The organism is Gordonia sp. IITR100 (assembly GCF_002009645.1).
Taxonomy (GTDB): Bacteria; Actinomycetota; Actinomycetes; order Mycobacteriales; family Mycobacteriaceae; genus Gordonia; species Gordonia hongkongensis.
Genome location: NZ_MVKV01000001.1, coordinates 196,466 through 219,619, shown reverse-complemented (window position 1 = coordinate 219,619; position 23,154 = coordinate 196,466). Strand labels below are relative to the sequence as shown.

General features: G+C 68.0%; 23 protein-coding genes. 10 read left to right on the top strand and 13 right to left on the bottom strand.

From position 1 onward, the window contains the following. Positions 1-20 precede the first annotated feature (20 nt). The 5 genes from B1818_RS01050 to B1818_RS01030 form a co-directional block, all read right to left on the bottom strand. Complete coding sequence (locus tag B1818_RS01050) at positions 21-1,784, bottom strand: cation acetate symporter (RefSeq protein ID WP_078111724.1); 1,764 nt, start codon at positions 1,782-1,784, stop codon at positions 21-23. Continuing rightward, on the bottom strand, positions 1,781-2,179 hold the full coding sequence (locus tag B1818_RS01045) for a hypothetical protein (protein ID WP_058251327.1): 399 nt from the start codon (positions 2,177-2,179) through the stop codon (positions 1,781-1,783). The genes B1818_RS01050 and B1818_RS01045 overlap by 4 nt, the downstream gene beginning before the upstream one ends. Continuing rightward, a complete protein-coding gene (locus tag B1818_RS01040; RefSeq protein ID WP_065630124.1) occupies positions 2,172-2,987 on the bottom strand; it encodes a LytTR family DNA-binding domain-containing protein in 816 nt (271 codons plus the stop codon). The genes B1818_RS01045 and B1818_RS01040 overlap by 8 nt, the downstream gene beginning before the upstream one ends. Before the next feature lie 79 nt (positions 2,988-3,066). Further along, positions 3,067-4,257: a sensor histidine kinase gene (locus B1818_RS01035; protein WP_078111723.1), complete on the bottom strand. Its 1,191-nt coding sequence runs from the start codon at positions 4,255-4,257 to the stop codon at positions 3,067-3,069. Further along, the gene (locus B1818_RS01030; RefSeq protein WP_058251324.1) at positions 4,250-4,843 is read right to left on the bottom strand and encodes a TetR/AcrR family transcriptional regulator; all 594 of its coding nucleotides are present in this window, start codon (positions 4,841-4,843) and stop codon (positions 4,250-4,252) included. The genes B1818_RS01035 and B1818_RS01030 overlap by 8 nt, the downstream gene beginning before the upstream one ends. An 81-nt stretch (positions 4,844-4,924) precedes the next feature. Between B1818_RS01030 and B1818_RS01025 the strand changes: the two genes are divergently transcribed. Next, positions 4,925-5,665 (top strand): SDR family NAD(P)-dependent oxidoreductase, encoded by a 741-nt coding sequence (locus B1818_RS01025; protein ID WP_247451216.1) that lies wholly within the window; start codon positions 4,925-4,927, stop codon positions 5,663-5,665. Between the two features lie 199 nt (positions 5,666-5,864). On the opposite strand, the gene B1818_RS01020 is transcribed toward B1818_RS01025, so the two are convergent. From B1818_RS01020 to B1818_RS00995, 6 genes are all read right to left on the bottom strand, one after another. Further along, the gene (locus B1818_RS01020) at positions 5,865-7,394 is read right to left on the bottom strand and encodes a polyamine aminopropyltransferase (protein WP_058251427.1); all 1,530 of its coding nucleotides are present in this window, start codon (positions 7,392-7,394) and stop codon (positions 5,865-5,867) included. Between the two features lie 100 nt (positions 7,395-7,494). After that, positions 7,495-7,920 carry a DUF350 domain-containing protein gene (locus tag B1818_RS01015; RefSeq protein ID WP_058251322.1) on the bottom strand — a complete coding sequence of 142 codons (426 nt, stop codon included), beginning with the start codon at positions 7,918-7,920 and terminating at the stop codon, positions 7,495-7,497. Between the two features lie 57 nt (positions 7,921-7,977). Further along, positions 7,978-8,511 carry a DUF4247 domain-containing protein gene (locus B1818_RS01010; protein ID WP_058251321.1) on the bottom strand — a complete coding sequence of 178 codons (534 nt, stop codon included), beginning with the start codon at positions 8,509-8,511 and terminating at the stop codon, positions 7,978-7,980. After that, positions 8,508-9,056 carry a DUF2617 family protein gene (locus tag B1818_RS01005; protein ID WP_058251320.1) on the bottom strand — a complete coding sequence of 183 codons (549 nt, stop codon included), beginning with the start codon at positions 9,054-9,056 and terminating at the stop codon, positions 8,508-8,510. Before B1818_RS01005 ends, B1818_RS01010 begins: the two co-directional genes overlap by 4 nt. Before the next feature lie 59 nt (positions 9,057-9,115). Continuing rightward, positions 9,116-9,751, bottom strand: a complete 636-nt coding sequence (locus B1818_RS01000) for a DUF4178 domain-containing protein (protein WP_058251319.1) — start codon at positions 9,749-9,751, stop codon at positions 9,116-9,118. Positions 9,752-9,822: 71 nt separating this feature from the next. Beyond that, on the bottom strand, positions 9,823-10,728 hold the full coding sequence (locus tag B1818_RS00995) for a TIGR03621 family F420-dependent LLM class oxidoreductase (protein WP_058251426.1): 906 nt from the start codon (positions 10,726-10,728) through the stop codon (positions 9,823-9,825). Positions 10,729-10,960: 232 nt separating this feature from the next. Between B1818_RS00995 and groL the strand changes: the two genes are divergently transcribed. Next, a complete protein-coding gene (groL, locus tag B1818_RS00990; RefSeq protein WP_058251318.1) occupies positions 10,961-12,586 on the top strand; it encodes a chaperonin GroEL in 1,626 nt (541 codons plus the stop codon). A 51-nt stretch (positions 12,587-12,637) separates the two neighbouring features. Here groL and B1818_RS00985 read toward each other — a convergent pair whose 3' ends face one another. After that, a complete protein-coding gene (locus B1818_RS00985; RefSeq protein ID WP_078111722.1) occupies positions 12,638-13,039 on the bottom strand; it encodes a VOC family protein in 402 nt (133 codons plus the stop codon). Between the two features lie 26 nt (positions 13,040-13,065). On the opposite strand from B1818_RS00985, the gene B1818_RS00980 reads away from it, so the two are divergent. The 7 genes from B1818_RS00980 to B1818_RS00950 all read left to right on the top strand — a co-directional run bounded on the left by B1818_RS00980 (position 13,066) and on the right by B1818_RS00950 (position 20,549). Then, positions 13,066-13,464, top strand: a complete 399-nt coding sequence (locus B1818_RS00980; RefSeq protein WP_078111721.1) for a helix-turn-helix domain-containing protein — start codon at positions 13,066-13,068, stop codon at positions 13,462-13,464. A gap of 44 nt (positions 13,465-13,508) precedes the next feature. Next, positions 13,509-14,168, top strand: a complete 660-nt coding sequence (locus B1818_RS00975; protein ID WP_058251316.1) for a DsbA family protein — start codon at positions 13,509-13,511, stop codon at positions 14,166-14,168. Positions 14,169-14,497: 329 nt separating this feature from the next. After that, positions 14,498-15,424: an MSMEG_6728 family protein gene (locus B1818_RS00970; RefSeq protein ID WP_078111720.1), complete on the top strand. Its 927-nt coding sequence runs from the start codon at positions 14,498-14,500 to the stop codon at positions 15,422-15,424. A gap of 362 nt (positions 15,425-15,786) precedes the next feature. Then, positions 15,787-16,812 (top strand): alpha/beta hydrolase family protein, encoded by a 1,026-nt coding sequence (locus B1818_RS00965; RefSeq protein WP_078111719.1) that lies wholly within the window; start codon positions 15,787-15,789, stop codon positions 16,810-16,812. Between the two features lie 28 nt (positions 16,813-16,840). Beyond that, complete coding sequence (locus B1818_RS00960) at positions 16,841-17,644, top strand: tyrosine-protein phosphatase (protein WP_176455862.1); 804 nt, start codon at positions 16,841-16,843, stop codon at positions 17,642-17,644. 154 nt (positions 17,645-17,798) lie between these two features. Continuing rightward, positions 17,799-18,320 carry a hypothetical protein gene (locus B1818_RS00955; RefSeq protein ID WP_078111717.1) on the top strand — a complete coding sequence of 174 codons (522 nt, stop codon included), beginning with the start codon at positions 17,799-17,801 and terminating at the stop codon, positions 18,318-18,320. 30 nt (positions 18,321-18,350) lie between these two features. Beyond that, positions 18,351-20,549, top strand: a complete 2,199-nt coding sequence (locus B1818_RS00950) for a glycoside hydrolase family 3 C-terminal domain-containing protein (protein ID WP_078111716.1) — start codon at positions 18,351-18,353, stop codon at positions 20,547-20,549. 33 nt (positions 20,550-20,582) lie between these two features. Here the strand turns inward: B1818_RS00950 and B1818_RS00945 are convergent, their stop codons facing one another. Then, a complete protein-coding gene (locus B1818_RS00945; protein WP_058251311.1) occupies positions 20,583-21,560 on the bottom strand; it encodes a LuxR C-terminal-related transcriptional regulator in 978 nt (325 codons plus the stop codon). Between the two features lie 323 nt (positions 21,561-21,883). Between B1818_RS00945 and urtA the strand changes: the two genes are divergently transcribed. Beyond that, positions 21,884-23,116, top strand: coding sequence for an urea ABC transporter substrate-binding protein (urtA, locus tag B1818_RS00940; RefSeq protein WP_368275323.1), 1,233 nt, complete (start codon positions 21,884-21,886; stop codon positions 23,114-23,116). Positions 23,117-23,154: the final 38 nt, after the last annotated feature.

Below are 23,154 nucleotides of genomic sequence, written 5' to 3'. Positions count from 1 at the left end.
ACGGTCACCTGTCCGAACGGTCAGGTCGTCCGCTCGTCCGGGGCCCGTCCCGGGGTGCGATCGAGCCCCATCCCGACTCGTTCCGGGACGTGCATCCGGGCAAAGGTCCGTGCGAGGTCGACGGGTACCCGTCCCCGGGTTGCCTTGCTGACCAGCACCATCGTGCCGAACGCGAGTGGGACCGTCACGGCGGCCGGGTAGCCGATCACGACCGCAAGCCACCCGCCCAGCACGTCGTCGTCGACGACCCCGGCGATCGCCAGCATCGTCGCCGACCCCGACGACGCGCCGCCGACGACGAGTCCGGCGATCGCGCCGACGGCCGTGAGTCCACGCCACCAGATCCCGAGGACCAGCAGCGGGCACAGCGTCGACGCGGCGACGGCGAACACCAACCCGACGGTCCGGGACAGTTCCAGGGACGCGGCGGCCAGCGACAAGCCGATCGGGATCAGTCCGCCGATGACCGCGGCCACCCGGAAGTCGCGCACCCGGCCGCGCAGCAGGTCGGTGGCGAGCGCCCCGGCGACCGACACCAGCAGTCCCGACGACGTGGCGAGGAAGGCGGCGATCGCCCCGGCGGCGACGAGCGCGGCCAGGATCTGACCGGCGATCCCGCCGACCGCCGCGCTCGGCAGCAACAGGACCGCGGCGTCGGCGGTGCCGGTGATCAGCAGTTCGGGGACATAGAGCCGTGCGAACACCCCCAGCAGGATGGGGAACAGGTAGAACAACGACAGCAGTGCGATGACGGCCAGCGCGGTTCGCCGCGCCGATCGCCCGTCGGGGTTGGTGTAGAAGCGCACCAGCACGTGGGGCAGACCCATCACGCCGAGGAACATCGCGATGATGAGCGACAGCACCTGGTACAGCGGGTGACTGCCGCCGAAGCCCCCGCCGGGGGCGATCCAGTCCGCGTTCTGTGCCGGCGCGCCCGCGACGACCGGGGTGGCCGCACCGGCGTCGAGGAAGATCGTCGAGCCCGCGGAGATGACGTGGGGTCCGGTGGTGTCCACCGGCGCGTCGTCGACGACGACCCCGTCCAGCGTCCCCGTGACCCGCACGCCGGTGGTCTCGGCGACGGTGACCGAGACGTCGGTGGTCACGTCGACGGTCGTCGCGGTGGTGATGCGCGGCGGCGCGGGTTCGCCGACGGGCGTGGGGTCCTGGGCGAAGACGCCGATCAGGACGAGCGCGGGAACCGCGATCGCGGTCAGCTTGAGCCAGTACTGGAAGGCCTGCACGAAGGTGATCGACCGCATGCCGCCGCCCACCACGTTCACGATCACGATCAGTCCGACGCCGACCACGCCTGCCCACACCGGTGCGCCGAGAAGGATGTTGAGGGTGAGTCCAGCGCCCTGGAACTGCGGGATCAGGTACAGCACGCAGACGACGACCACGACGAGCATCGCGGTCTTCCGTGCCGCCGGCGAGGCGAGGCGGAACTCGGCGAAGTCGGGCACCGTGTAGGCCCCGGAACGACGCAGGGGCGCGGCCACGAACAGCAACAGGCCCAGGTAGCCGGCGGTGAACCCGACGGGGTACCAGAGTGCGTCGGCGCCGTACTTCGCGATGAGGCCCGCCACGCCGAGAAACGATGCTGCCGACAGGTATTCACCGGACACCGCGGCGGCGTTCCAGCGTGAGCCGACCGACCGGGACGCCACCAGGAAGTCCGACGTGGTCCGTGAGAAGCGCCCACCCCACGCGCCGACCGCGATCGTGGCGATGGCCGCGGCGAACAGGCCGATCGCGGTGAGGACGTGGACGTCGGTCGTCACGGCGGACCCGGTTCGGGCGCGTCGGACAGATCGTCATCCACGAGGCCCATGAAGTCGCGTTCGGCCTGCTCGGCGAGATGGACGTAGAGCCGTCCGGTCAGATACAGGAGTGGGAAGGCGAGTACTCCCAGCATCAGCCAGATGAGTCGAATCCCGAAGACGTCGGCGTCGGCGATCCCCGGAAACGCCCAGGCGGCAACGGGTATGGCGGCAGCAACGGTGAGCAGGGCACCCCCGAGCCGGAGGCCGAGACCGAGTTGGGCGCGCATGAGACCGCGGACGAGCGCGTCGCCGACCTCGGTCTGTTCCTGGACCTCGACGCGGGTGCGGACCATTCGCGCCCCGCGGCGGGAGGCGAGCACCACCCGTTCGCGCTGGGGCGGGTGCTCAGCCATCGTCCCGTGCGGTGGGGGAACGGTACTGGCGGAGCGGGTCCCGAATGAGACGATCCTTGAGTTCGCGGACCTGTCGGCGGCTCACGGGCAGCTCGACGGCCTCGGATGCGCCGTTCGCGCGGACACACACCACCGTGCCGCCGCCGACCGTCCGCAATCCGGTGACCATCGGCAGCGCGACGAGGTAGGACCGGTGTACCCGGGCGAATCCGGTTTCCTGCCAGCGGGATTCGAGCGTCGACAACGGGATGCGGACGAGATGTGCGCCCGAGTCGGCGTGCAGTCGGGCGTAGTCGCCGACGGCCTCGACCCAGGAGATCGAATCGCGCCGGACGAGCGAGGTCACGCCGCTCATCTCCACCGGGATGACCTCGTCCGATGCGGCGCGGCGCTCCGGTCGAACGGTCGGTTGCGCGGGCTCGGGTGCACGCTCTCGACTGTCGAGGCTCGCGCGGACCCGGTCGACCGCCTGGGTGAGACGTTGTTCGCGTAGGGGTTTGAGCAGGTAGTCGACCGCTCCGACCTCGAAGGCGTCGACGGCCCGGTCGTCGTGGGCGGTGACGAACACGATCGCCGGGGGCGAGGCGTATTTCGCGAGGACGCCGGCGAGTTCGAGTCCCGACAGGCCGGGCATGTTGATGTCGAGGAAGATCGCGTCGATGCGGTGCTCGTTGAGTTCGCGCAGGGCGCCGGTGGCGTCGGACGCGGAGCGGACCTCGGCGACGTCGTCCTGCCGGTTCAACAGGTAGCCGAGCTCGTCGAGAGCTGGTGGTTCGTCGTCGACCGCGAGTACGACCAGTGCGGTCATGGAACACCTCCCGCCTCGACGACAGCCCGCAGTTTACCGCCTGGGAGTTCGGGCACCGCCGGAACTCGGGCGTTGCGTTTCACGCCCGGATGCCCGCGCGGAACTTCGGGACACGCATCCCCACCTTGGTGCCGGCGCCGACCGCCGTCTCGACGACGAGTCCGTAGTCGTTGCCGAACGCGGCGCGGAGCCGGTGGTCGACGTTGGTCAGGCCAACGTGGGCACCCTCGCTGTGGTCGAGGGCGTCGAGAGCGCCGCTGCGCAGGAGCTCCGGTTCCATGCCCACGCCGTCGTCCTCGACCGTGATGACACAGTCGGTGCCCTCGTCGGCCGCGACGATGGTGATGGTCCCGCCGCCCTTCGACGCCAGGCCGTGCCGGACGGCGTTCTCGACGAGCGGCTGCAACGCGAGGAACGGCACGACGACGTTCAGGACCTCCGGTGCGACATGCAGTTTGACGTCCAGGGCATTGCCGAAACGGGCGCGTTCGAGGGTGAGGTAGCGGTCGATGTTCCGTAGCTCGTCGGCCAGCACGGTGTATTCGCCGGCGGCCCGGAAGGAGTACCGGGTGAAGTCGGCGAAGTCGAGGACGAGATCGCGCGCCCGGTCGGGGTCGGTCCGCACGAACGAGGCGATGGTGTTGAGCGCGTTGTAGATGAAGTGCGGACTGATCTGCGCGCGCAGGGCGAGGACCTCGGCGCGGTTGAGCCGTGCGCGAGAGGCGTCGAGGTCGGCGAGTTCGATCTGGCTCGACGCGTACCGCGCGACTTCGGCGATGGCGCCGAGCATCCCGGGTCCGGGGCGTCGCGTGGTGGCGACCACGAGGACCCCGACTCCGACGTCGTCGGCGAGGAGCGGCTGGGCCACCAGCGCGCGCACGGGCGACTCGGCGCCGCTGGGGTCGGTGAGCAGGACGCGCCGGAGGTCACCCAGCGCGGACGACGCCGCACGGTCGGCGTGACCGAGCATCTCGACGTCCCAGATGGCCTCGCCGTCCGGCTCGTGGGCCAGGCGGCTCGGTTCGCCGTCGTACAGTGCGACCGCTTCGGCGCCGGTCAGGGTGTGCAGGTGCGGCAGTGCTTCGCGAGCCGACTCCGCCGACAGTCCGGTGCGCAGTGAGCGGGCGGCGAGCGAAGCGGTGTGCAGGGCCAGATGAACTGCCCGCTCGGCCGGGGTCCGCACGACGCGACGGGTGCGGATCAGCGCGACTGCGCCGACGCACGCGAGCACGCCGAGGAGAACGAGAGCGATGGTCACGCCGCTAGACATCGATGCCCCGATCGGCGTCCGTGGTGTGCGGCAACGACGACACGGCGAGGTCGATGAGGGTGTGCCGGTCGGCGTGCCACTTGTCGGGCGGCAGATGGCCGTGGGTGTCGAGGTCGGTGAGGCCGTGGGCCGCCGCGAAGAGCAGCGCTGCGTGGTGTCGCGCGGCATCGGCACCGACGATGCGACTCACGAGGGACACCAGGCCGTCCTGAGCGCGTGCCGCTGCGGGGATCGCCGGCGCGCCTGCCGGGGTTGCGAACATGAGCCGGTACAGGTGTGGCCGGTGCACGCCGAGGTCGGACAGCGCGTGCAGGGCCGATCGGACGGCATCCTCGGGCGACGGTTTCGGGTCGGCGGCGATGGCGTCGAGACCGTCCGCGACGACCGCCCATGCGTCGGTGGCGAGGGCCGCCAGCAACTCCTCTTTCCCGATGAAGTGGCGGTAGGCGGCCGAGCGGGAAACCCCGGCGCCACTGCCGACTTCGCGTAGGGTCACCGCCTCCGGCCCGCCGTGGTCGAGAAGTGCCGACGCCGCGGCCAGTAGTGCCTGCCTGGTGTGTGCCGCGCTCTCCGCTCTCGTGGTCATCACCCGACCCTACAGTTGACATCGTCAACCGAATGGCGTCTTCTTGTGTTGACAACGTCAACTCAAACGGCGGGAGCCGCTATGACTCGACCACTCACCCCGAATCCGGACTGGACGCTGGTCATGACGGGAGCCACCCGCGGGCTCGGTCTGGTCGCCGCCCGGTCCATCGTGTCGACGGACCGGTCATGTCATCTCGTGGTACTCGCTCGCGGCGGCGGACCCGCGGGATTCGTCGACGGCTTCGGCGAGGGCGCCGGGCGCGTCATCGCCGTCGACACCGATCTCGCCGACACCGCCGGGACGATGAGGGCGGCGGCGGAGATCCGGCAGATGCTCGACGACGCGACGTTGCCGCCGCTGCGCGGGCTGGCGGGCAACGCGGGCATCCAGTACCTCGACGACGAGCACGTCACCGCCGACGGACTGGAGGCGACCTTCGCGGTCAACGTACTCGCGAACCACCTGCTGATCGGTGAGCTCGTCCGACATCTGACCCGTGGCTCCCGGATCACCATCACGGTGAGCGACACGCACTTCGGCGATCTCCGGCACAACCTCGGGATGGTACCCGCGCCGCGGTGGACGAGCCCGGCACGCATGTCCCGCCCGGGTGCGTTCGGGCGTTCGAGTCCGGCCGCCGGCCGCACCGCGTACTCGACCAGCAAACTGGCGGCCATCCATCTCGTCCACGAGTGGGCACGCCGGCTCCCCGACGGCGTCGAGATCGTCTCGTACCGGGTTACGTGCCCGGTACGGACCTGGCCCGGGCGGCGAGCGCACCGCAGCGTCTCGCGAACAGATGGGTCCTGCCGGGTCTGACCCTGGTCGGCCCGTTCGATCGGGTGCCGACGGCCGGTCGACGCCTCGCCGAAACGATTCTCGTTGTACCGCAGGCGGACACCGGTGCCTACATCGATCGCGGACGGGTGTCGGAGTCATCCGCGGACAGTCGTGACCCCGATCGTGAGCGCGACCTGTGGGATCACCTGGAGTATCTGCGCGTGGAGACGTTCCGGCGTCAGTAGGTCGCCCACTCGCCCTGTGCGTACCGGAGAATACGCGGGTCCATGAGGGTCGACGGCGGCAGATCCAGTCGCTGCCGATCCAGTGGGAAAACCGTTGCTGCTGCCAACTGTTCAGGACTGAGGAACCGGAGGGGTCCGGGTGCCGCCACGGTCGGGGTCACCCTGCCCCCGGCGCCGGCCAGGTGGAATCCCCAGTCGCCGAAGGCCGGTACGTCGACGTGGTACGGGGTCGGGTCCAGTCCGGCCGCGCGCATGGTCGAGGCCACGCACCAGAACGACTTCGGCGCGAAGTACGGGGACCCGGCCTGGACCACGGTGCGGCCCGCCTCGGCGAGATGCGCCCGGACCATCGCGTAGAACTCGGTGGAGTACAGCTTCGCGGTGGCCGAGTCGTCGGGGTCGGGCATGTCGACGATGATGACGTCGAACCGGCGGTCGGTGCCGCGCAGCCAGGAGAAGGCGTCGGCGGCGATCACCTCGGCTCGGGGGTCGGTCATCGATCCCCGGTTCAAGGTGGTGAGACGCTCGTCGGTCCGGGCGAGTCGGATCATCTCCGGGTCGAGTTCGACGAGCGTGACGTCGCGGGCGTCGGGGTAGGTGAGCACCTCGCGGAGCGCGAGTCCGTCACCGCCGCCGAGGATCAGCACGGAGTCGTGGTTCCCGGACATCGCCGGATGCACCAGCGTCTCGTGGTAGCGATGCTCGTCGACCGAGGAGAACTGCAGGTCGCCGTTCAGGTACAGGCGGGTGTCGGCCGTTGCGCCGAAACGGTTCTCGGTGATGACGATGTCCTGGTACGCACTACGTTCGGCGGCGACGATGGGATCGCGGTACAGCGCTTGGCGTGCGGTGATCTCGAAGCGGCCGGACAGCAGCATGCCGGCGATCAGGACGGCGACGACGGCGACGGCCGACGCGGAGAGGACACCCATCTGGGTGCGCGACAACGACTTGCGGAAGATGACGAAGACGAGGAAGCAGCCGGCCGCGGCGTTGACCAGCCCGACCACCAGAGCACCCCGCAATTGGCCGAAGAACGGCAGCAACAGGAACGGGAAGCACAGGCCGCCGATGAGGGCGCCGATGTAGTCGACCGCGAACATGTCGGCGACCGCCGAACCCGCCTCCTGGCGTCGAATCCGTTGCAGCAGAACCATCAGCAGCGGGATCTCGGCACCGATCAGGATGCCGAGCACGAAGGCCACCAGGACGAGGGCGGGCGTGTACAACTCCAGGTAGGCGAACGCCGCGTAGAGCGCCATCACCGACAGTCCGCCGATGAGGGCGAGCAGCAGTTCGATGACCGCGAAGGCCGTGACCGATTGTGGCTGGAGCGGTTTCGCGGCGAGTGACCCGATGCCCATCGCGAAGACCATGACCGCGAGGACGATCGACGCCTGCGTCGCGGTGTTGCCGATCAGGAACGAGCCGAGCGAGACCAGCGCGAGCTCGTACACCAACCCGCAGGCGGCGCAGACGAAGACGACGGCCAGCAGTCCGGCGCGGGCGAATCGCGGTCGCATCGCCAGCGCGTCCGGAACGGGTTCGGTCGTCACCGGTTCGGCGTCGGCGGCAGCGGAGTCGTGACCGGTCACGGACAAGCGGGGGAGTGCGGGAACCCGGTCACAGGATGGAGGCGGCCACGATGATCGACACCCCGATGTGTGCGACGCCCTGCACCCACACCGCCGGGTGGCTCTCCGGGTGGACCAGCAACTCGCCGAGATTGCCGGGGGTCAGCAGGTCGATGACGAGGAAGGTCACCGCCATCACGACCAGGCCGATCGCCGAGTACACCGCGGTGTAGGTGAGCCCCTCGAGCAGTCGTCCCTCGCTCGCGACGATGGCGGCGGTGACGATCACGGCGACGGCGAGCATGTTGGAACCCACCAGGATGCCGGCGTTGCGGTTGCGGTCCGTCCACAGCTGCGAACGGAGCTTCCCGGGCGTGAGCAGGTCGAGGATGCCGAACGAGATGATCATCAGGATCACGCCGACACCGGCGTAAGCGCCTGCAGCGTAGGCGTTCTCAGCGATATCAGCGAGCATGGTCTTCTCCGTTGATTGGTCGGACGAATTCGATGGCACGTGCCGGACGGACGACGATCATTTACCGCCACCACCGCTCCCGCCGCCGCGGTTTCCGCTGCCGCTACCCGCGTAGCGGGGGGTCGGGACCCAGAACGCGCCGACGTAGGGGTGGTAGTGGTGATACCCCGACCGGTAATCCCGGCTGAGCATCACCCGGGTGGCGCCGGCCGCCAGCGGGAACAGGCCGACGAGGTAGTCGGGGTATTGGAGGAACTGCGTGCCGGCGATGTTGCCCGTGCCGGTGGCGCCGCTCCGCTGGTCGCTGGGACGTTCGGCGTCGCGGATCTCGGCCGCCACCTGCTCCGGGGTCCCGTTGGCGACATAGGCGTCGACGTCGCCCTCGTCGAGGGAGGTGTCGCGCTCGTAGTTCTGCGTGATGTAGTCGCGCGCCGACCCCCCGATGCCGCCGCCACGGGCAACTCGCGCGGTGCAAGCACCGATCAGCGCGAAGATGGTGAGCACGACGATCACGCCGATGATGATGTTGCGGGTCTTGTTCAGACGGCGGCGCGGGTCCGGTGGGCCGCCGGGCGGTGGTTGCCCGGTCATGGGCGGGCCACCGGACCGCGGTCGATCCTGCTGGAGGTGATCACGACCTCGGCGGCCTCGGGATAGGTGTGCCAGGTGCGCCAGCTGATGGAGTCATCGGTGGACTCCGACACGATCGCGGTGACGGCGTGCGGCTCCCCCGGGAAGCGACCCATCACGCACGGATGTCCGGTGGCCAGCTGTTCGGTGACGCGAACGCTCAGCTGTTCGACGAGTGCGGCGAGCTGGTCGGGATTGACATGTTCGACACGGGAACTGAAGTAGTAACCGCTCTCCTGGAAACTCTCCGGCAGTGCCGAGGTCACCTCCGGCAGGCAGGCGACGGTCTCGCAGATCCGCTGCACCCCGTCCTCGACGAGTACCTGATGGCTCGCGCCGAGCAGCCGCACCGACACCCTGATGCCGTCGATCTCGCGATCCTCTTGTGCCAGGGGCTCCTGCAAGGGTGCGCTCAGCGAGAAGCCGAGCTGGCTCGCGCTGGTGTCGGCGTAGGCCACCGCGAGTTGCGCGGCGGGGTCGCCGGGATGTTCGGAATTCTCGGTCATGCGGTGTGGGGTCTCCGTGCTCAGGGCGTCGTGTGGATGGGCGGGCGTCGGGGCCGCCGTCAGGGTGTTTCCGGAGCCGGGTTGGTGGGGTAGATGCGGTAGTCCGCGCGGGACAACAGTTCGCCGCGGGCGCATTCCCAGCCGCTGCCGTAGTCCTCGAAGGACAGACGGTCGTCGCCGGCCTGGTAGTCGTGATAGGCCATCCGGCCCGAGGTCGCGACGCCGGTGGTCCCCGCGGAGGTGAAACGCGCCGAGCCCGCCTCCTCCGACTGGTATCGACGCCCCTCGAGCTCCACGGTGTCGGGGCCGGGGGTGACGGCGGCACCGGGTACCTCGTGCCACAGCACGACCTCGAGGTCGGGATCGTCCTCGACCGAGACCCAGGCCTTGGACCCGACACCGGTGTCGAGGAAGTTCTCGGTCCAGGTGTAGCCGTCCTGCGTCAGGCGCAGGGTGCCCCGGACCGCGTAGGTCTGACCGCGCAGTTCGACGAGGTCGCCGGGTTTGAGATCGCGGGGGTCGCCGTAGACGGAGTCGTCGTCAGCAGACGAGAAAGGATCGCCGGGGCGATAGGTCCGCTCACGCAGGGCGTCCTGCTCGGCCTGCCGGGCCCGCCGATTGCCCAGGAAGTTGAAGATGACGACCACCGCGATGATCGCCAGCAGCGCCACGATGATGATCAGCAGGAATTCCACGGTTGTAGACCCTAGTCGACCGGCGGCTTGCGGGACGTCGGTCGTCGGGGGTGCGAATGACCGTGACCGCCTCACCGCCCTCCGGCGTCGACGGCGTGCAGCTCCGCGATCACCGGGGCGAAACCCTCGAGCGCGGGTTCGAGCACGGTGAGATAGCTGATCCCGGTCCGCTCCCGGAGGTCGACGAGGCGGGCGGCGATGTCGGAGACCGATCCGATGAGCACCGACGGCAGGCCCAGGAACTCCTGAGCGCTCATCGACAGTTCGTGATTCGCGATGAGCTCGTCGGCCACCGCCGTCGGATCATCGGTCACGGTGACGATCTGTAGCAGGAGGTTCCACTCCACCTCGACGGCGCGGTCCCCGGCCGCGGCGCGTGCGAAGCCCACCCGTTCGTCGAAATCGCCGGCGGACAGCGGTTCCAGATCGCCGTCGGGTCCCGTTCGGGCCGCGGTGAACCCGACGATGTCGGCGTGTTCGGCGGCCATCGTCAGCACGCGGTCGCCGTTGCCGGCGAGCAGGAGCGGAATCCTCGGCTGCACGGGTCGGGGCTGATGATCCTCGTCGGCGAGCAGCTCTGTCACGCGGGCGGCGGTCGCCGACAGGTGATCGACGCGCCGGCCCGCGGACCGGTATTCGATCCCCGCTGCGTCGAACTCCTCCCGGGCGTAGCCGGTGCCCAGTCCGAGTTCCACGCGGCCGTCGGACAACCGGTCGACGGTGGCGGCGTCCCGGGCGAGCAGCGCGGGGTTGGTGAACGCGGCGTTGAGGACGAACGGGCCGACGCGCAGGCGTTGCGTCGCGGTGGCCGCGACGGCCAGTGCCGGCCACGGGCTCGGGATGCCCAGGTGGTCGGGGACGAGCAGGACGTCGTAGCCGAGTTCCTCGACCGATCGGGCACGCGTCTGCCACGACGACGCGGTGTCGGCCGCGAGCATGTTGACCCCGAACCTGAACTCCCTGGAGGCGAGTGACATGTCCTCAACGTAGTCAGCGTCGCGGCGGCCGACCACGCAGCCGACCGGGACACCTGATCCAGCCTTGCACTCGCACTGGTCGAGTGCTAAAAACGAGGTTGGCACTCGCGAGCTGTGAGTGCCAGGTCGGGACGGTGAGGCCGGTACCGAATGACACACCGGTCGTCCGTCGCGGGCACCGAGTTCCGGCCATACGAACCTAGTGTCACCCCCTTCGGAGGATCACTTACCCATGGCCAAGCAAATTGCGTTCGACGAAGAGGCCCGTCGCGGCCTCGAGCGGGGCCTCAACAGCCTTGCCGACGCCGTCAAGGTGACGTTGGGACCCAAGGGTCGCAACGTCGTCCTGGAGAAGAAGTGGGGCGCCCCCACGATCACCAACGATGGTGTGTCCATCGCCAAGGAGATCGAGCTGGAGGACCCGTACGAGAAGATCGGCGCCGAGCTGGTCAAGGAAGTCGCCAAGAAGACCGACGATGTCGCGGGCGACGGCACCACCACCGCCACCGTTCTCGCCCAGGCTCTCGTCCGTGAGGGTCTGCGCAACGTCGCCGCCGGCGCCAACCCGCTGGGTCTGAAGCGCGGCATCGAGAAGGCCGTCGAGGCCGTCACCGAGTCGCTGCTGAAGAGCGCCAAGGAGGTCGAGACCAAGGAGCAGATCGCTGCCACCGCCGGTATCTCGGCCGGCGACGCCTCGATCGGCGAGCTCATCGCCGAGGCGATGGACAAGGTCGGCAAGGAAGGCGTCATCACGGTCGAGGAGTCCAACACCTTCGGCCTGCAGCTCGAGCTCACCGAGGGCATGCGCTTCGACAAGGGCTACATCTCGGGTTACTTCGTCACCGACGCCGACCGCCAGGAAGCCGTCCTCGACGACCCGTACATCCTGCTGGTCTCGGGCAAGGTCTCGACCATCAAGGACCTGCTGCCGCTGCTGGAGAAGGTCATCCAGGCCGGCAAGCCGCTGCTGATCATCGCCGAGGACGTCGAGGGCGAAGCTCTCTCGACCCTCGTCGTCAACAAGCTCAAGGGCACCTTCAAGTCCGTCGCCGTCAAGGCCCCGGGCTTCGGTGACCGCCGCAAGGCCATGCTGGCCGACATCGCCATCCTCACCGGTGGCGAGGTCATCAGCGAAGAGGTCGGCCTCTCGCTCGAGGGCGCGGGCATCGAGCTGCTCGGTACCGCTCGCAAGGTCGTCGTGACCAAGGACGAGACCACCATCGTCGAGGGCGCGGGCGATCCCGACGCCATCGCCGGTCGTGTCGCCCAGATCCGCGGCGAGATCGAGAACAGCGACTCCGACTACGACCGTGAGAAGCTGCAGGAGCGTCTGGCCAAGCTGGCCGGCGGTGTTGCGGTCATCAAGGCGGGCGCGGCCACCGAGGTCGAGCTCAAGGAGCGCAAGCACCGCATCGAGGACGCCGTCCGCAACGCGAAGGCTGCCGTCGAAGAGGGCATCGTCGCCGGCGGTGGCGTGGCCCTGCTGCAGTCGGAGCCGGCCATCGACGCACTCTCGCTCGAGGGTGACGAGGCCACCGGCGCCAACATCGTCAAGGTCGCCCTGTCGGCTCCGGCCAAGCAGATCGCGATCAACGCCGGCCTCGAGCCGGGCGTCGTCGCCGACAAGGTCCTCAACTCGCCCACCGGCACCGGCCTCAACGCCGCCACCGGTGTGTACGAGGACCTGCTCAAGGCCGGCATCAACGACCCGGTGAAGGTCACCCGCTCGGCGCTGCAGAACGCAGCCTCGATCGCGGCTCTGTTCCTCACCACCGAGGCCGTCGTCGCCGACAAGCCCGAGAAGAACGCCGCACCGGCCATGCCGGGTGGCGACGAGATGGGCGGGATGGGCTTCTGATCTCCTGATCAGATCCCTGCGTCCACTCACGCAGCACCAACCGAAGGCCGGTCACCCAAGCGGGTGGCCGGCCTTCGGCGTTCCGAGCACGGCTTCGGCGACTTCCTGCGACCACTGGACATACTCGAGGACCGCACCGTCGGGATGGCGAAGGTAGGCGAATCGTCCAGTCGCGCTCTCGGATTCGCCGATGACCTCGGCGGCGGCTCCGCCGCTGACCTGCGAGATCAAGGCGTCGAGATCGTCGACGATGACCGGTCCGACGGTCGACCGGTAGGCCTCGACGTCGTCGTCGGCTCCCGCGATGAGGAGGAAGTCGCCGACGGCGGCGAGTTCGGCCCTCTCGAAAGCGAATCGGAGATCGGCCGATGCACCGACGATCGTCTCGTACAGCGGAAGCGACTCGTCGAGGTCGGCGACGAATATCCTGGCGTAGGTCTTCAGCACTCGCATCGACCCCACGCTAGGAGCGCAGGCGGATGAGCGGCAGTACGCACTTCGAGGTGAGCGGGGACGCCGCGCCGTCGTCCGAGGCCGAAGAGCGCGCCCGGCACCTCGCGCGGTCGGTGTTCACCGTCGTGTCGACGAAATGGGGTCTGACCGTCCTCGAGGAGATCCGGCAGCGACCCCGCCGGTTTCGTGAGTTGAAGCGATCGATCGGGACGATCAGCGACAAGGTGCTCACCCAGACGCTGCGCGATCTCGAGGCGCACGGCCTGATCCATCGGCACGACCATCGCAGCGCGAATCCGCGGGTGGACTACACCCTGACGGACGCCGGCCGCGACCTCGTCTCGACGGTCCACGGCCTGTGCGACTGGTCGCGAACGCATCTCGACGACCTGCTCGACGCGCCTGGGGCGGCTGATCGGGTCTGACGCACTCCGGGAACGTTCTCGATCCGCGAGGTGTTGAGAGGGCAATGAGCGCTCCCATCACCGTCGACATCTGGTCCGACATCGCCTGCCCCTGGTGCTACATCGGCAAACGCAAGTTCGAGGCGGGCCTCGCCGAGTTCGACGGACGCGACGACGTCGAAGTGACCTACCACAGCTTCGAGCTCGCACCGGATACGCCGGTCGACTTCGACGGTTCAGAGGTCGACTTCCTCGTCCGGCACAAGGGCATGCCGGCCGATCAGGTCCGGGGGATGCTCGACCAGGTCCGCGGGATCGCCGCCGAGGTCGGTCTCGACTACGACTTCGACCGGCTGCAGCACACCAAGACCCTGAAAGCGCATGAGGCCCTGCACTTCGCGAAAGCGCATGGCCGACAGGCGGATCTGGCCGAGCGTCTGTTCCAGGCGTACTTCGAGCAGGGGCGCCACGTCGGCCGCGCCGACGAACTCGCCGATCTGGCGGCCGATGTCGGTCTCGATCGCGACGCCGTGCTGGCCGCGCTCGAGTCGGGCGAGTACGCCGCGGCCGTCGAAGCCGACATCGACCAAGCCCGTGCATACGGGATCAGCGGGGTTCCCTTCTTCGTGATCAACGGCAAGTACGGCATCTCCGGAGCCCAGGCGCCGGAAACCTTCGCGCAGGCCCTCGACAAGGTCCGCGCCGAGGAGCCCGATCGTGTCTGACCCGGTGGTGCCCTTCGAGATGATCGGCGACGACGACGCGGCGGTCTGCGTCGACGGCGTGTGTGCGGTGCCCGAGGTCGGGACCGACGCGTCGGACTCCGCATCCGACTGAGCCCCGAAGTCCGCGCGTCGATCACCTCTTCGAGGTCACCCGCAGGCTTCGGCTGACGCTGCGCGGCAGTAGATCGCACCCGCCGCTGGTTGAGCCGGTCCGGGTGTGACGCCGGGGCCGGGATCGCCGATCTTCGGTAGCAGCTGACAACTCTGAGTTCGGCGCCGCGCGGCTCCGCCGGGTGTGAGCGCCCGTCCGAAGTGGGTATGCGAGCGCCATGCAGACGTTCCTGCCCTACCCGGACTTTCGACGCGCTGCCGAGGTCCTGGACCCCGCGCGCCTCGGTAAGCAGCGCGTGGAGACGCTGCAGATCCTGCGGGCGCTCGAACTCTTCGATTACGGCTGGGCCAGCCATCCCGCGGTCACGATGTGGCGTGGGCACACTCCGGCGCTGGTCGCCTATGGGCTCGCTTTCGTCGACGTGTGGACCAGCGGCGGTCGTGCGGACACCACTGCTCCGATGATCGCCGAGTTCGCGCCCGAGGTGGTGGGTGCGTCCCAAGCCGAGCTGACCGCGCAGGGTCTGATGCCCGCGTGGCTCGGCGACGACCGACTCCATCGCAGTCACCGTTCGGCGCTGCTCCGCAAGGCGCCGGACTTCTACGGCTCCGTGTTCGACGACGTCGACCTCGACGACGAGATGCCGTACTTCTGGCCGGAGCCGCCGGCCACCGACGCGCACGATCTGGACGAACCGACCCGCACCGTGTGGATCATCCGGGCCGGATCCGACGAACAGTACGCACAGTTCCGACAGCGGCAGATCGTCGGATTGGGCGTCGAATCCGGCATCGACGCCGACGCCTCGATGGGCACCGAGGCCGGCCTGCGCGCCTTGCTGAAGGAGCGTAGCCCCGGGCGGCGGCCGGGCAAGGACCTCCGCGTGCTCGCGTCGTTCGTCTCCGATCTGCGGGTGGGGGACGAGGTCGCCGTCGTCGACCCCACCGATCCGGACGTGCTGCCCCTGGGGACGTTGATCGGCGAGTACGAGTTCTCCCGCCGGGGCAGGGCGCTCACCCCGCATCGGCGTCGGGTCCGCTGGACTGGCACCCTCGAGCGGTCGGCCGTCGCCCCGCCGGCGCTGCTCCAGAATCCACGCATGATGTTTCCGGTTTCGGTGCGATCAGAGGCGGTCCGGCTTTAGTCCGATCGGCCGAATCTGGCACCGGGTGGTCGGTGAATGCGTTCCCTGCGCCTTTCGAAGTGGCCGGTCGTTTTTCGACGGCAGAGACGATCACGGCCGGCGCACTCGCACGAGATCAGCTGTTCAGGAGCACGACGCCTCGACCGGCCGGGATCAGTCATCGTGAAATCGCCTCCAATAATGACCATGGTGTGCGCAATCGCGAGGTGAACAGCGATGGCCCCGGCCGTGGTAATCCGGACGGGGCCGTCTCCGGTGCGTATGGTGAAACGTATTCGGATCGATATCTGCGTGTGTGAATTCCGTTGTCGAGACGGCGGCGCGGTAGCGATGTGAGCATGTAGTGATGTGAAGGGACTGTGATGTCCGCAGTGGGTGGTCAGTTCCGCCGACGCCTGGTCGCCACAACGGTCTCGATCGTTGTACTCGTTGTCGCGCTTGCGGTTCCGTCGTTCGCCGGCGCCGAGCCGGGAGATTCGTCGTCCCGGGCGAAGGCGCTGGCCCGCGCTGTCGCCGATGGCCGGGTCCTGGACCTGTCGGTGTATTCGCCGTCCATGAAACGTCACGTACCGGTCCGGGTTCTCGTGCCCGCCGACCGCTCGGTGCCCCGACCGACGCTGTATCTGCTGAATGGCGCGGGTGGCGGCGAGGGCACCGGACACTGGTTCGAGCAAACCGACATCGTCGATTTCGTCGCCGACAAGAATGTGAATGTCGTCGTGCCGATGCGCGGCGCGTACAGCTATTACACCGACTGGGTGAAAGTCGACCCGGTGCTGGGGCGAAACAAATGGACAACGTTTCTGACCAGCGAATTACCGCCGCTCATCGATCGGGAGCTGAACACCACCGGCGTAAACGCGATCGCGGGGATCTCCATGGCGGGAACGTCGTCGTTGAGTCTTGCCGAAGCCGCACCTCAGCTCTACCGCGCGGTCGCCTCCTACAGCGGTTGTGCCGAGACGAGTACGAATCTCGGCCGACTCGCCATCCGCGCGGTCGTCGAAGGACGCGGCGGTGGCGACATCGCCAACATCTGGGGTCCGGTCGGCTCCCCGGGGTGGCGGGCGCACGACCCGGTCGTCAACACCTACAAGCTGCGCGGCAAGGCGATCTACATCAGTACCGGCACGGGGGTCCCCGGACCGCACGACCAGTTGCATGGCCAGGGAATCGACGGGAAGACCACGATCTACATCGACCAGATCGCGGTCGGCGGCGCCATCGAGGCCGCCACCCACCAGTGCACGCTCAATCTCGATCGTCGACTCAAGCAACTCGGCATCCCCGCGACCGTCGACTACGCACCGGGGACGCACGCCTGGCCCTACTGGCAGGACCAGCTCGTGAAGTCGTGGCCGATGCTCGAAAGCGCGCTCACCGACTGACCGCCGCACAATCTGTCACGATGTGACCGTGACTGCGACCCCCGGTGCGCCCAGCCCCATCTCCAGCCTGCCCAACCTCCGCGATCTCGGCGGCTGGCGGACCGGGGACGGGCAGACGGTCCGATCCGGTGTCCTGTACCGGTCGACGGATTTCTCCGCGCTCGACACCGCCGACGTCTCCGCGCTCGAGTCACTCGGTCTGAAGACCGTCTACGACCTGAGATCGGCGCACGAGAGCGAGGCCATCCCCGACCCCGTCCTGCCCGGCGCGTCGAACATCGCACTCGATGTCCTCGCCGATGCGCAGATGTCGATTCCCGCCAACATCGGTGCTGTCCTCGCCGACCCCGCCGTCGTCGCGCAGGCCGATGAAATGCTGTCCGGCGGCAAGGCGCGCGAGATGATCTGTGGGACCTATCGCGAGATGATCACCCTGCCCAGTGCGACGGCGTCGTACACGCAGTTGTTTCGTGGACTGATCGACGGCTCGACGCCGGCCCTCATGCACTGCACCACCGGCAAGGACCGAACAGGTTGGGCCGCAGCATCTCTGCTGACACTGTTCGGGGTGCCGAAGGACGACGTCTACCGCGACTACCTGCTCACCAATGAACGTCTGATCCCGTCGCTCACACCCATCTTCGACGGGTTCGCCGCCGCCGGGGGCGATCCCGAGCTCCTCGTCGGCGTGCTGGGCGTCGACTCCGGCTATCTCGACGCCGCGTTCGACGAGGTGGACAAGCGGTACGGCGGAATCGAGGGTTACTTCGGCGAGGCGTTGGGTCTGGGTGCCGCCGACCAGAAGGCGCTCCGGGACCGATATCTGACGTAGGGGCTGGCCGCCCGAGACGCTGTGGCAGCGAGGTGTCACCCGCACGGGTGTCATCTGGTCGTCGTGCTTTCACCCGATGAGGGGATATCCGCGGATGGCAGGTCGCGTTAGCGTCGGAACCACCCCCGAAACGACTCGACTGCCGGAGAAATCGATGCGCACAACCACTTTCGTTCGAGCTGCCCTCATCCTGGCCGCGACGGCGACCGCTGCGGTCGTCCCGGCCGCGATCGCCGATGCCGCGCCATTCGAGTCCGGGAGCCTCGACGGCGGAAGCGTCGACGGGGGCAGTCTCGAGGAATACGGTCTGGGCGGCCTCGACTATTTCGGGAGTCTCGGGGGCAATCAGGCTCCGCCGTCGACCCAGCGGTGCAACTCCGAGACCAAGTCCGGCGGCTACGGAGTCACCGAGACCCGGCACATCCTCGGCCTGCGAGGCCCGACGAGCTTCACGCTGAACTACGACACCTACGACATCCCGGACGAGATCCGCGTGTTCTACGGTGGCCGGCAGATCTACAACACCGGTTACGTCGGAGACGACATCAACCAGGGAACCGGCAGTGTCCGGGTCACCGTGCCACCCGGTGGCGACACCTCGGTCGTGGTGCGCGTGACCGGGCCGGACCGGAACACGGAGTGGGACTACACCGTGTACTGCCCGGGAGCCAGCTGATCGCCCGACGATCGTCGGTAGTGTCTTGGAGTGAGTGAATTCAGCTTGACCGAGAAGGCCGCGCTGGGCAGCGGCGCCGATTTCTGGACCACCAAATCGGTCGGTTCCGTTCCCGCGCTGACACTCACCGACGGTCCGCACGGGGTCCGGAAACAGACCGGCGCCACCGACCACCTCGGCCTCGCCGGCAGCGAACCCGCCACCTGCTTCCCGCCCGCGGTCGGACTCGGCCAGAGTTGGGACACCGAGCTGATCCGTCGTGTCGGCGAAGCGCTCGGCCGCGAGGCACGCGGTCTCGACGTCGACGTACTGCTCGGCCCGGGCGTGAACATCAAGCGAGATCCCCGGTGCGGCCGCAACTTCGAGTACTTCTCCGAGGATCCGTTCGTCACGGGCCGGCTCGGCGCGGCGTGGGTGAGCGGCGTACAGAGCATCGGGGTCGGCACGTCGCTCAAACACTTCGCGCTGAACAACGCCGAGGACGACCGGATGCGGTCGAGTTCGGATGTCGACCCGCGCCCGACGCGGGAGATCTACCTCCGCGCCTTCGCGCACATCATCCGCACGGCGAACCCGTGGACCGTGATGTGCTCCTACAACCGCATCAACGGCACGTACGCGGCGGAGAACCGGTGGCTCCTCACCGACTTGTTGCGGGGTGAGTGGGGCTACGACGGCGTGGTGGTCTCCGACTGGGGTGCGGTCGCCGACCGCGTTCGGGCGGTCGCCGCCGGCCTGGATCTCGAGATGCCCGGCCCGGGAGACTGCACCGACGCGCAGGTCGTGGACGCGGTCCGGAACGGAACCCTCTGCGAGGCGGCGCTGGACCGGTCGGCCCGGGCGGTCCGGGAACTCGCGGAGCGGGCCGCCGCGGGCCGGACGAACCGGTCCGTCGTCGACTTCGATCTCCACCATCGCCTAGCGCGCGAGGCCGCGGCTCGGTCCATCGTCCTGCTCAAGAACGACGGCGATCTCCTCCCGTTGAGCCCCGGACGCTCCGTCGCGGTCATCGGCTCGTTCGCGCACGACCCCCGTTATCAGGGCGGCGGCAGTTCGCACGTGAACCCGACGCGCCTCGACGTACCGGAGAACGAGATCCGGGCAGCCGGCGGCACGGTGACCTACGCCCCGGGTTTCAGCACCGACGGCTTGCGGGTGGATACGGCGGGCGCGATCGCCGCAGCGACGGACGCCGATGCCGCCGTGCTGTTCCTGGGACTGGCGGCCGCACAGGAGTCGGAGGGCTTCGACCGCGACGACATCGAACTGCCGGCGGACCAGGTCGAGTTGCTGACCGCGATCCTGGCGGTGCAACCGCGAACGGTCGTCGTGCTCGCTCACGGAGGCGTCCTCCGCCTCGGATCGATCGCCGCGGCCCCTGCAATCCTCGACGGCGCGCTCCTCGGCCAGGCCGGGGGCGGGGCCATCGCCGACGTGCTCTTCGGGGCGGTCAACCCGTCGGGTCGGCTCACCGAGACCGTGCCGGTCAGGTTGCAGGACACCCCGGCGTATCTGAGTTTCCCGAACGAGAACTCGCACATCCGCTACGGCGAGGGCATCTTCGTCGGCTACCGCTGGTACGACGCCCGGGACATCGAGGTCGCCTACCCGTTCGGGCACGGATTGTCCTACACGACCTTCGAGTACTCGGATCTGTCCGTCGCATCGGATGATCCGGGCGTCGACGGAGTGGTCGTCGGGGTGACGGTGACCAACACCGGATCTCGGGCCGGACGTGACATCGTCCAGGTCTACACGTCGAAGCCGGACTCACGAGTCGGACGACCGCCGCGCGAGCTGACGGGCTTCGCGACCACCCGCGACCTCGAACCAGGTGAGTCGCAGACCATCTCGATCGCAATCGACCGCAACGACCTGGCCTACTGGGACACCCGCGTCGACCGCTGGATCGTCGAACCGGGTGGGTACGGCGTCGAGGTCGGCGCGTCGAGTCGGGACATCCGGCTGACCACCACCGTCGAGATCGCGGGCGACGAGGTTCGCCTCGCGATCGACGAGAACTCGACCCTCGGCGAGGTCCTGGCGAATCCTGCTGCGGCGCAAGCGCTCGCGTCCAGATTCGAGGACAACCCGCTGACGAGCTCCGACGACGCCCTGGGCGTCGACATGGCACGGATGATGGCGTCGATACCGCTCGGACGCCTCGCCGGGTTCGGGATGCGGGACGAGGACATCGCCGCGATCATCGCGGCGGCACGCGCGGACTGACCGGCCGGGTACCTCCGACACCACGCCGGCGATTCAAGGTTGCATCTGGAGTCCGCTGAGGAGACCGTGCTGATGCGCCAGCGTTGCGAGTCCGACGCGGTTGGCGACCCCGGTCTTGCCGAGTAGATGCTCTATGTGGCGGCCGACTGTTTTGGCGCTGATGACGAGCGCAACGGCGATCTGCGCCGAGGTCAGACCGTTCGCCACCAGGGTGAGGACCTCCAGCTCCCGTCCGGTGAGGTCGAATGGGAGCGGCTCGGGCGTGGCGAAGGTCAGGGCCACGGGGGTGGCGGCCCGATATCGCGGCGTCGCCGGGAGCAGCCGGACCAGATGCCAGGTTCCCCCGGGGTCGCACCATCGGAACTTGCGCTCGGTACCGGCGAGTCGTGCGACGATCGAGAGCAGTTCGGGGTCGACATCTGGTATGAGCTGATCGTGTAGGGCCCGGCAGTTTCCCGACCTGTCGATGAGCCACGCGGGGCTCCCTGGAGAGAGGAAGTCAGCCACCATCACCGGACGCATCGTCGTGTCGAGAAGCGACGCGACACTGCTGCGGAGCTCGTTGATCTCGGTGACGTCCACGTCGCGGGGGTAGCGGCGGTCGTCGGAATTGACGTGCAAGGTCCCGGCATAAGTGCCTTGTGCGGTGACCAGGCGGGCGGACAGTCCCTCGTCGAATCCGGCCGGGGTGAACACGTTGGTGACCGAGTGGGTCCGTCGGTACCCAGGGAAGTCACGCCAGCGCAACGCGCCGGAGCGGGTTCTCTCCATCTCTTTGAACAGCGGGTCGTTCGAGACGAACCAGCTGTTGAAATGGCTCATGACTGAATCGGGATAGTCGTGATTGGCGAGGGTCAGGTGCCGGCCCGCGACCGGATCCCACAGACTGATCGCGCTTGCCGACGACGACACGCGCTCACCGAGCGCGCACAGCAGTTCGTCGGCACGCGTGTTGAGGTCGGCCGCGCTCCCCAGTGCCTCATGATAGGGCCCGGTGGTCGACGATCTCATGCGCTCTCCGTAACCCCCCGACGATGATCATTCGATGGGTTGCATTGTTGCGCAAGCGCGTTTCGGCGATGTTTCACATCAGGCCGGCGACGCAACACTCGTTGTCGATCTAGAAACCAGCAGTTAACAATCGAAGTGGGAAAGATGGGGAATTCTCCCGATTCGCGCGGCAGGTCTCGGTCCTTAGATTCGAGGCACGGGTCGCACACCGCTGTGCGGCCGGTGACCGATTGATCTCAGACGGCCCGGAGCAGCAACTCCGGCCGACAAGCCAGGAGTTACCGATGACTACGGACTCTTCACGTGAACGTTCCCGATGGCGCATGACGATGTCGATCACCGCTGTGGCGGTGGCCGGTGTCATGCTGTCCGCGTGCGGGAGTGCGGCTTCCGACAGTGACAGCGCCGCAGGCCGCGTCGACTGTCTCGATACGAGCGGAGATTCGGTCGCGGTGGGATCGATCAACTCGCTCAGCGGTGGTACCGCAGTGAGCGAAGTCGTGATCCATGACGCCATCACGCTCGCCGTGGAGCAGATCAACGCGGACGGAGGTGTGCTCGGAAAGCAACTGCGGCAGATCTCCGAGGACGGTGCCTCCGATCCCGCGATCTTCGCCCAGAAGGCCCAGAAGCTCGTAGCGAGCGACTGTGTCGCAGCAGTTTTCGGCGGATACACCTCTGCCAGCCGGAAGGCGATGCTCCCCGTGTTCGAGGACACCGGTGCGCTGCTCTACTACGGCCAGCAGTACGAGGGGCTGGAGAGCTCTCCGAACATCTTCTACACGGGTGCCACGACCAATCAGCAGATCATCCCCTCACTGGACTACCTCCGCGAACAAGGAGTGAAGTCGATCTACCTCGTGGGCAGTGACTACGTCTTCCCCCGCACCTCGAACGCGATTGTGCGTGCTTATGCGGAGGAGAACGGAATGACCATCGTCGGTGAGGATTACGCTCCGCTCGGCTCCACCGACTTCTCCACGATCGTCAACAAGATCCGTCGATCCGACGCCGATGCCGTGTTCAATGTGGTTGTCGGCGACTCGTTGGCCGCATTCTTCCGCGAGTACAACAACGTCGGCCTGAACGCATCGACGATGCCGGTCATGTCGATGTGCGTCGGCGAGGAAGAGGTCAGGAGCATCGGAGCCCAGAATCTCGTCGGTCAGTTGTCGTCGTGGAATTACTACCAGTCACTGGACAATCCGGTGAACGACGAGTTCGTTGTCGCCTTCAAGGAGCGGTTCGGGTCGTCGAGTGTGACCTCGGACCCGATGGAGTCGGCCTACACCGCTGTGCACCTGTGGAAGCAGATGGTCGAGAAGGCGGATACGTTCACACCGGAAGAGGTGTCCGCTGCTGCGGCCGGCGTCAGTTACGAAGCGCCCGAGGGACTGGTCACCGTCGACGGCGAGAACCACCATGTCACCAAGACGGCGCGGATCGGCCGAGTGACCGCAGACGGTCAGTTCGACGTGGTGTGGAGTTCTGACGGACCGATCGAACCCGACCCTTTCCTCGACAGCTATCCGTGGGCTGAGGGTGTCGGGGCCTGACCTGCGAACCCCAGACGTGTCGGCCATCTGAGAGGGAA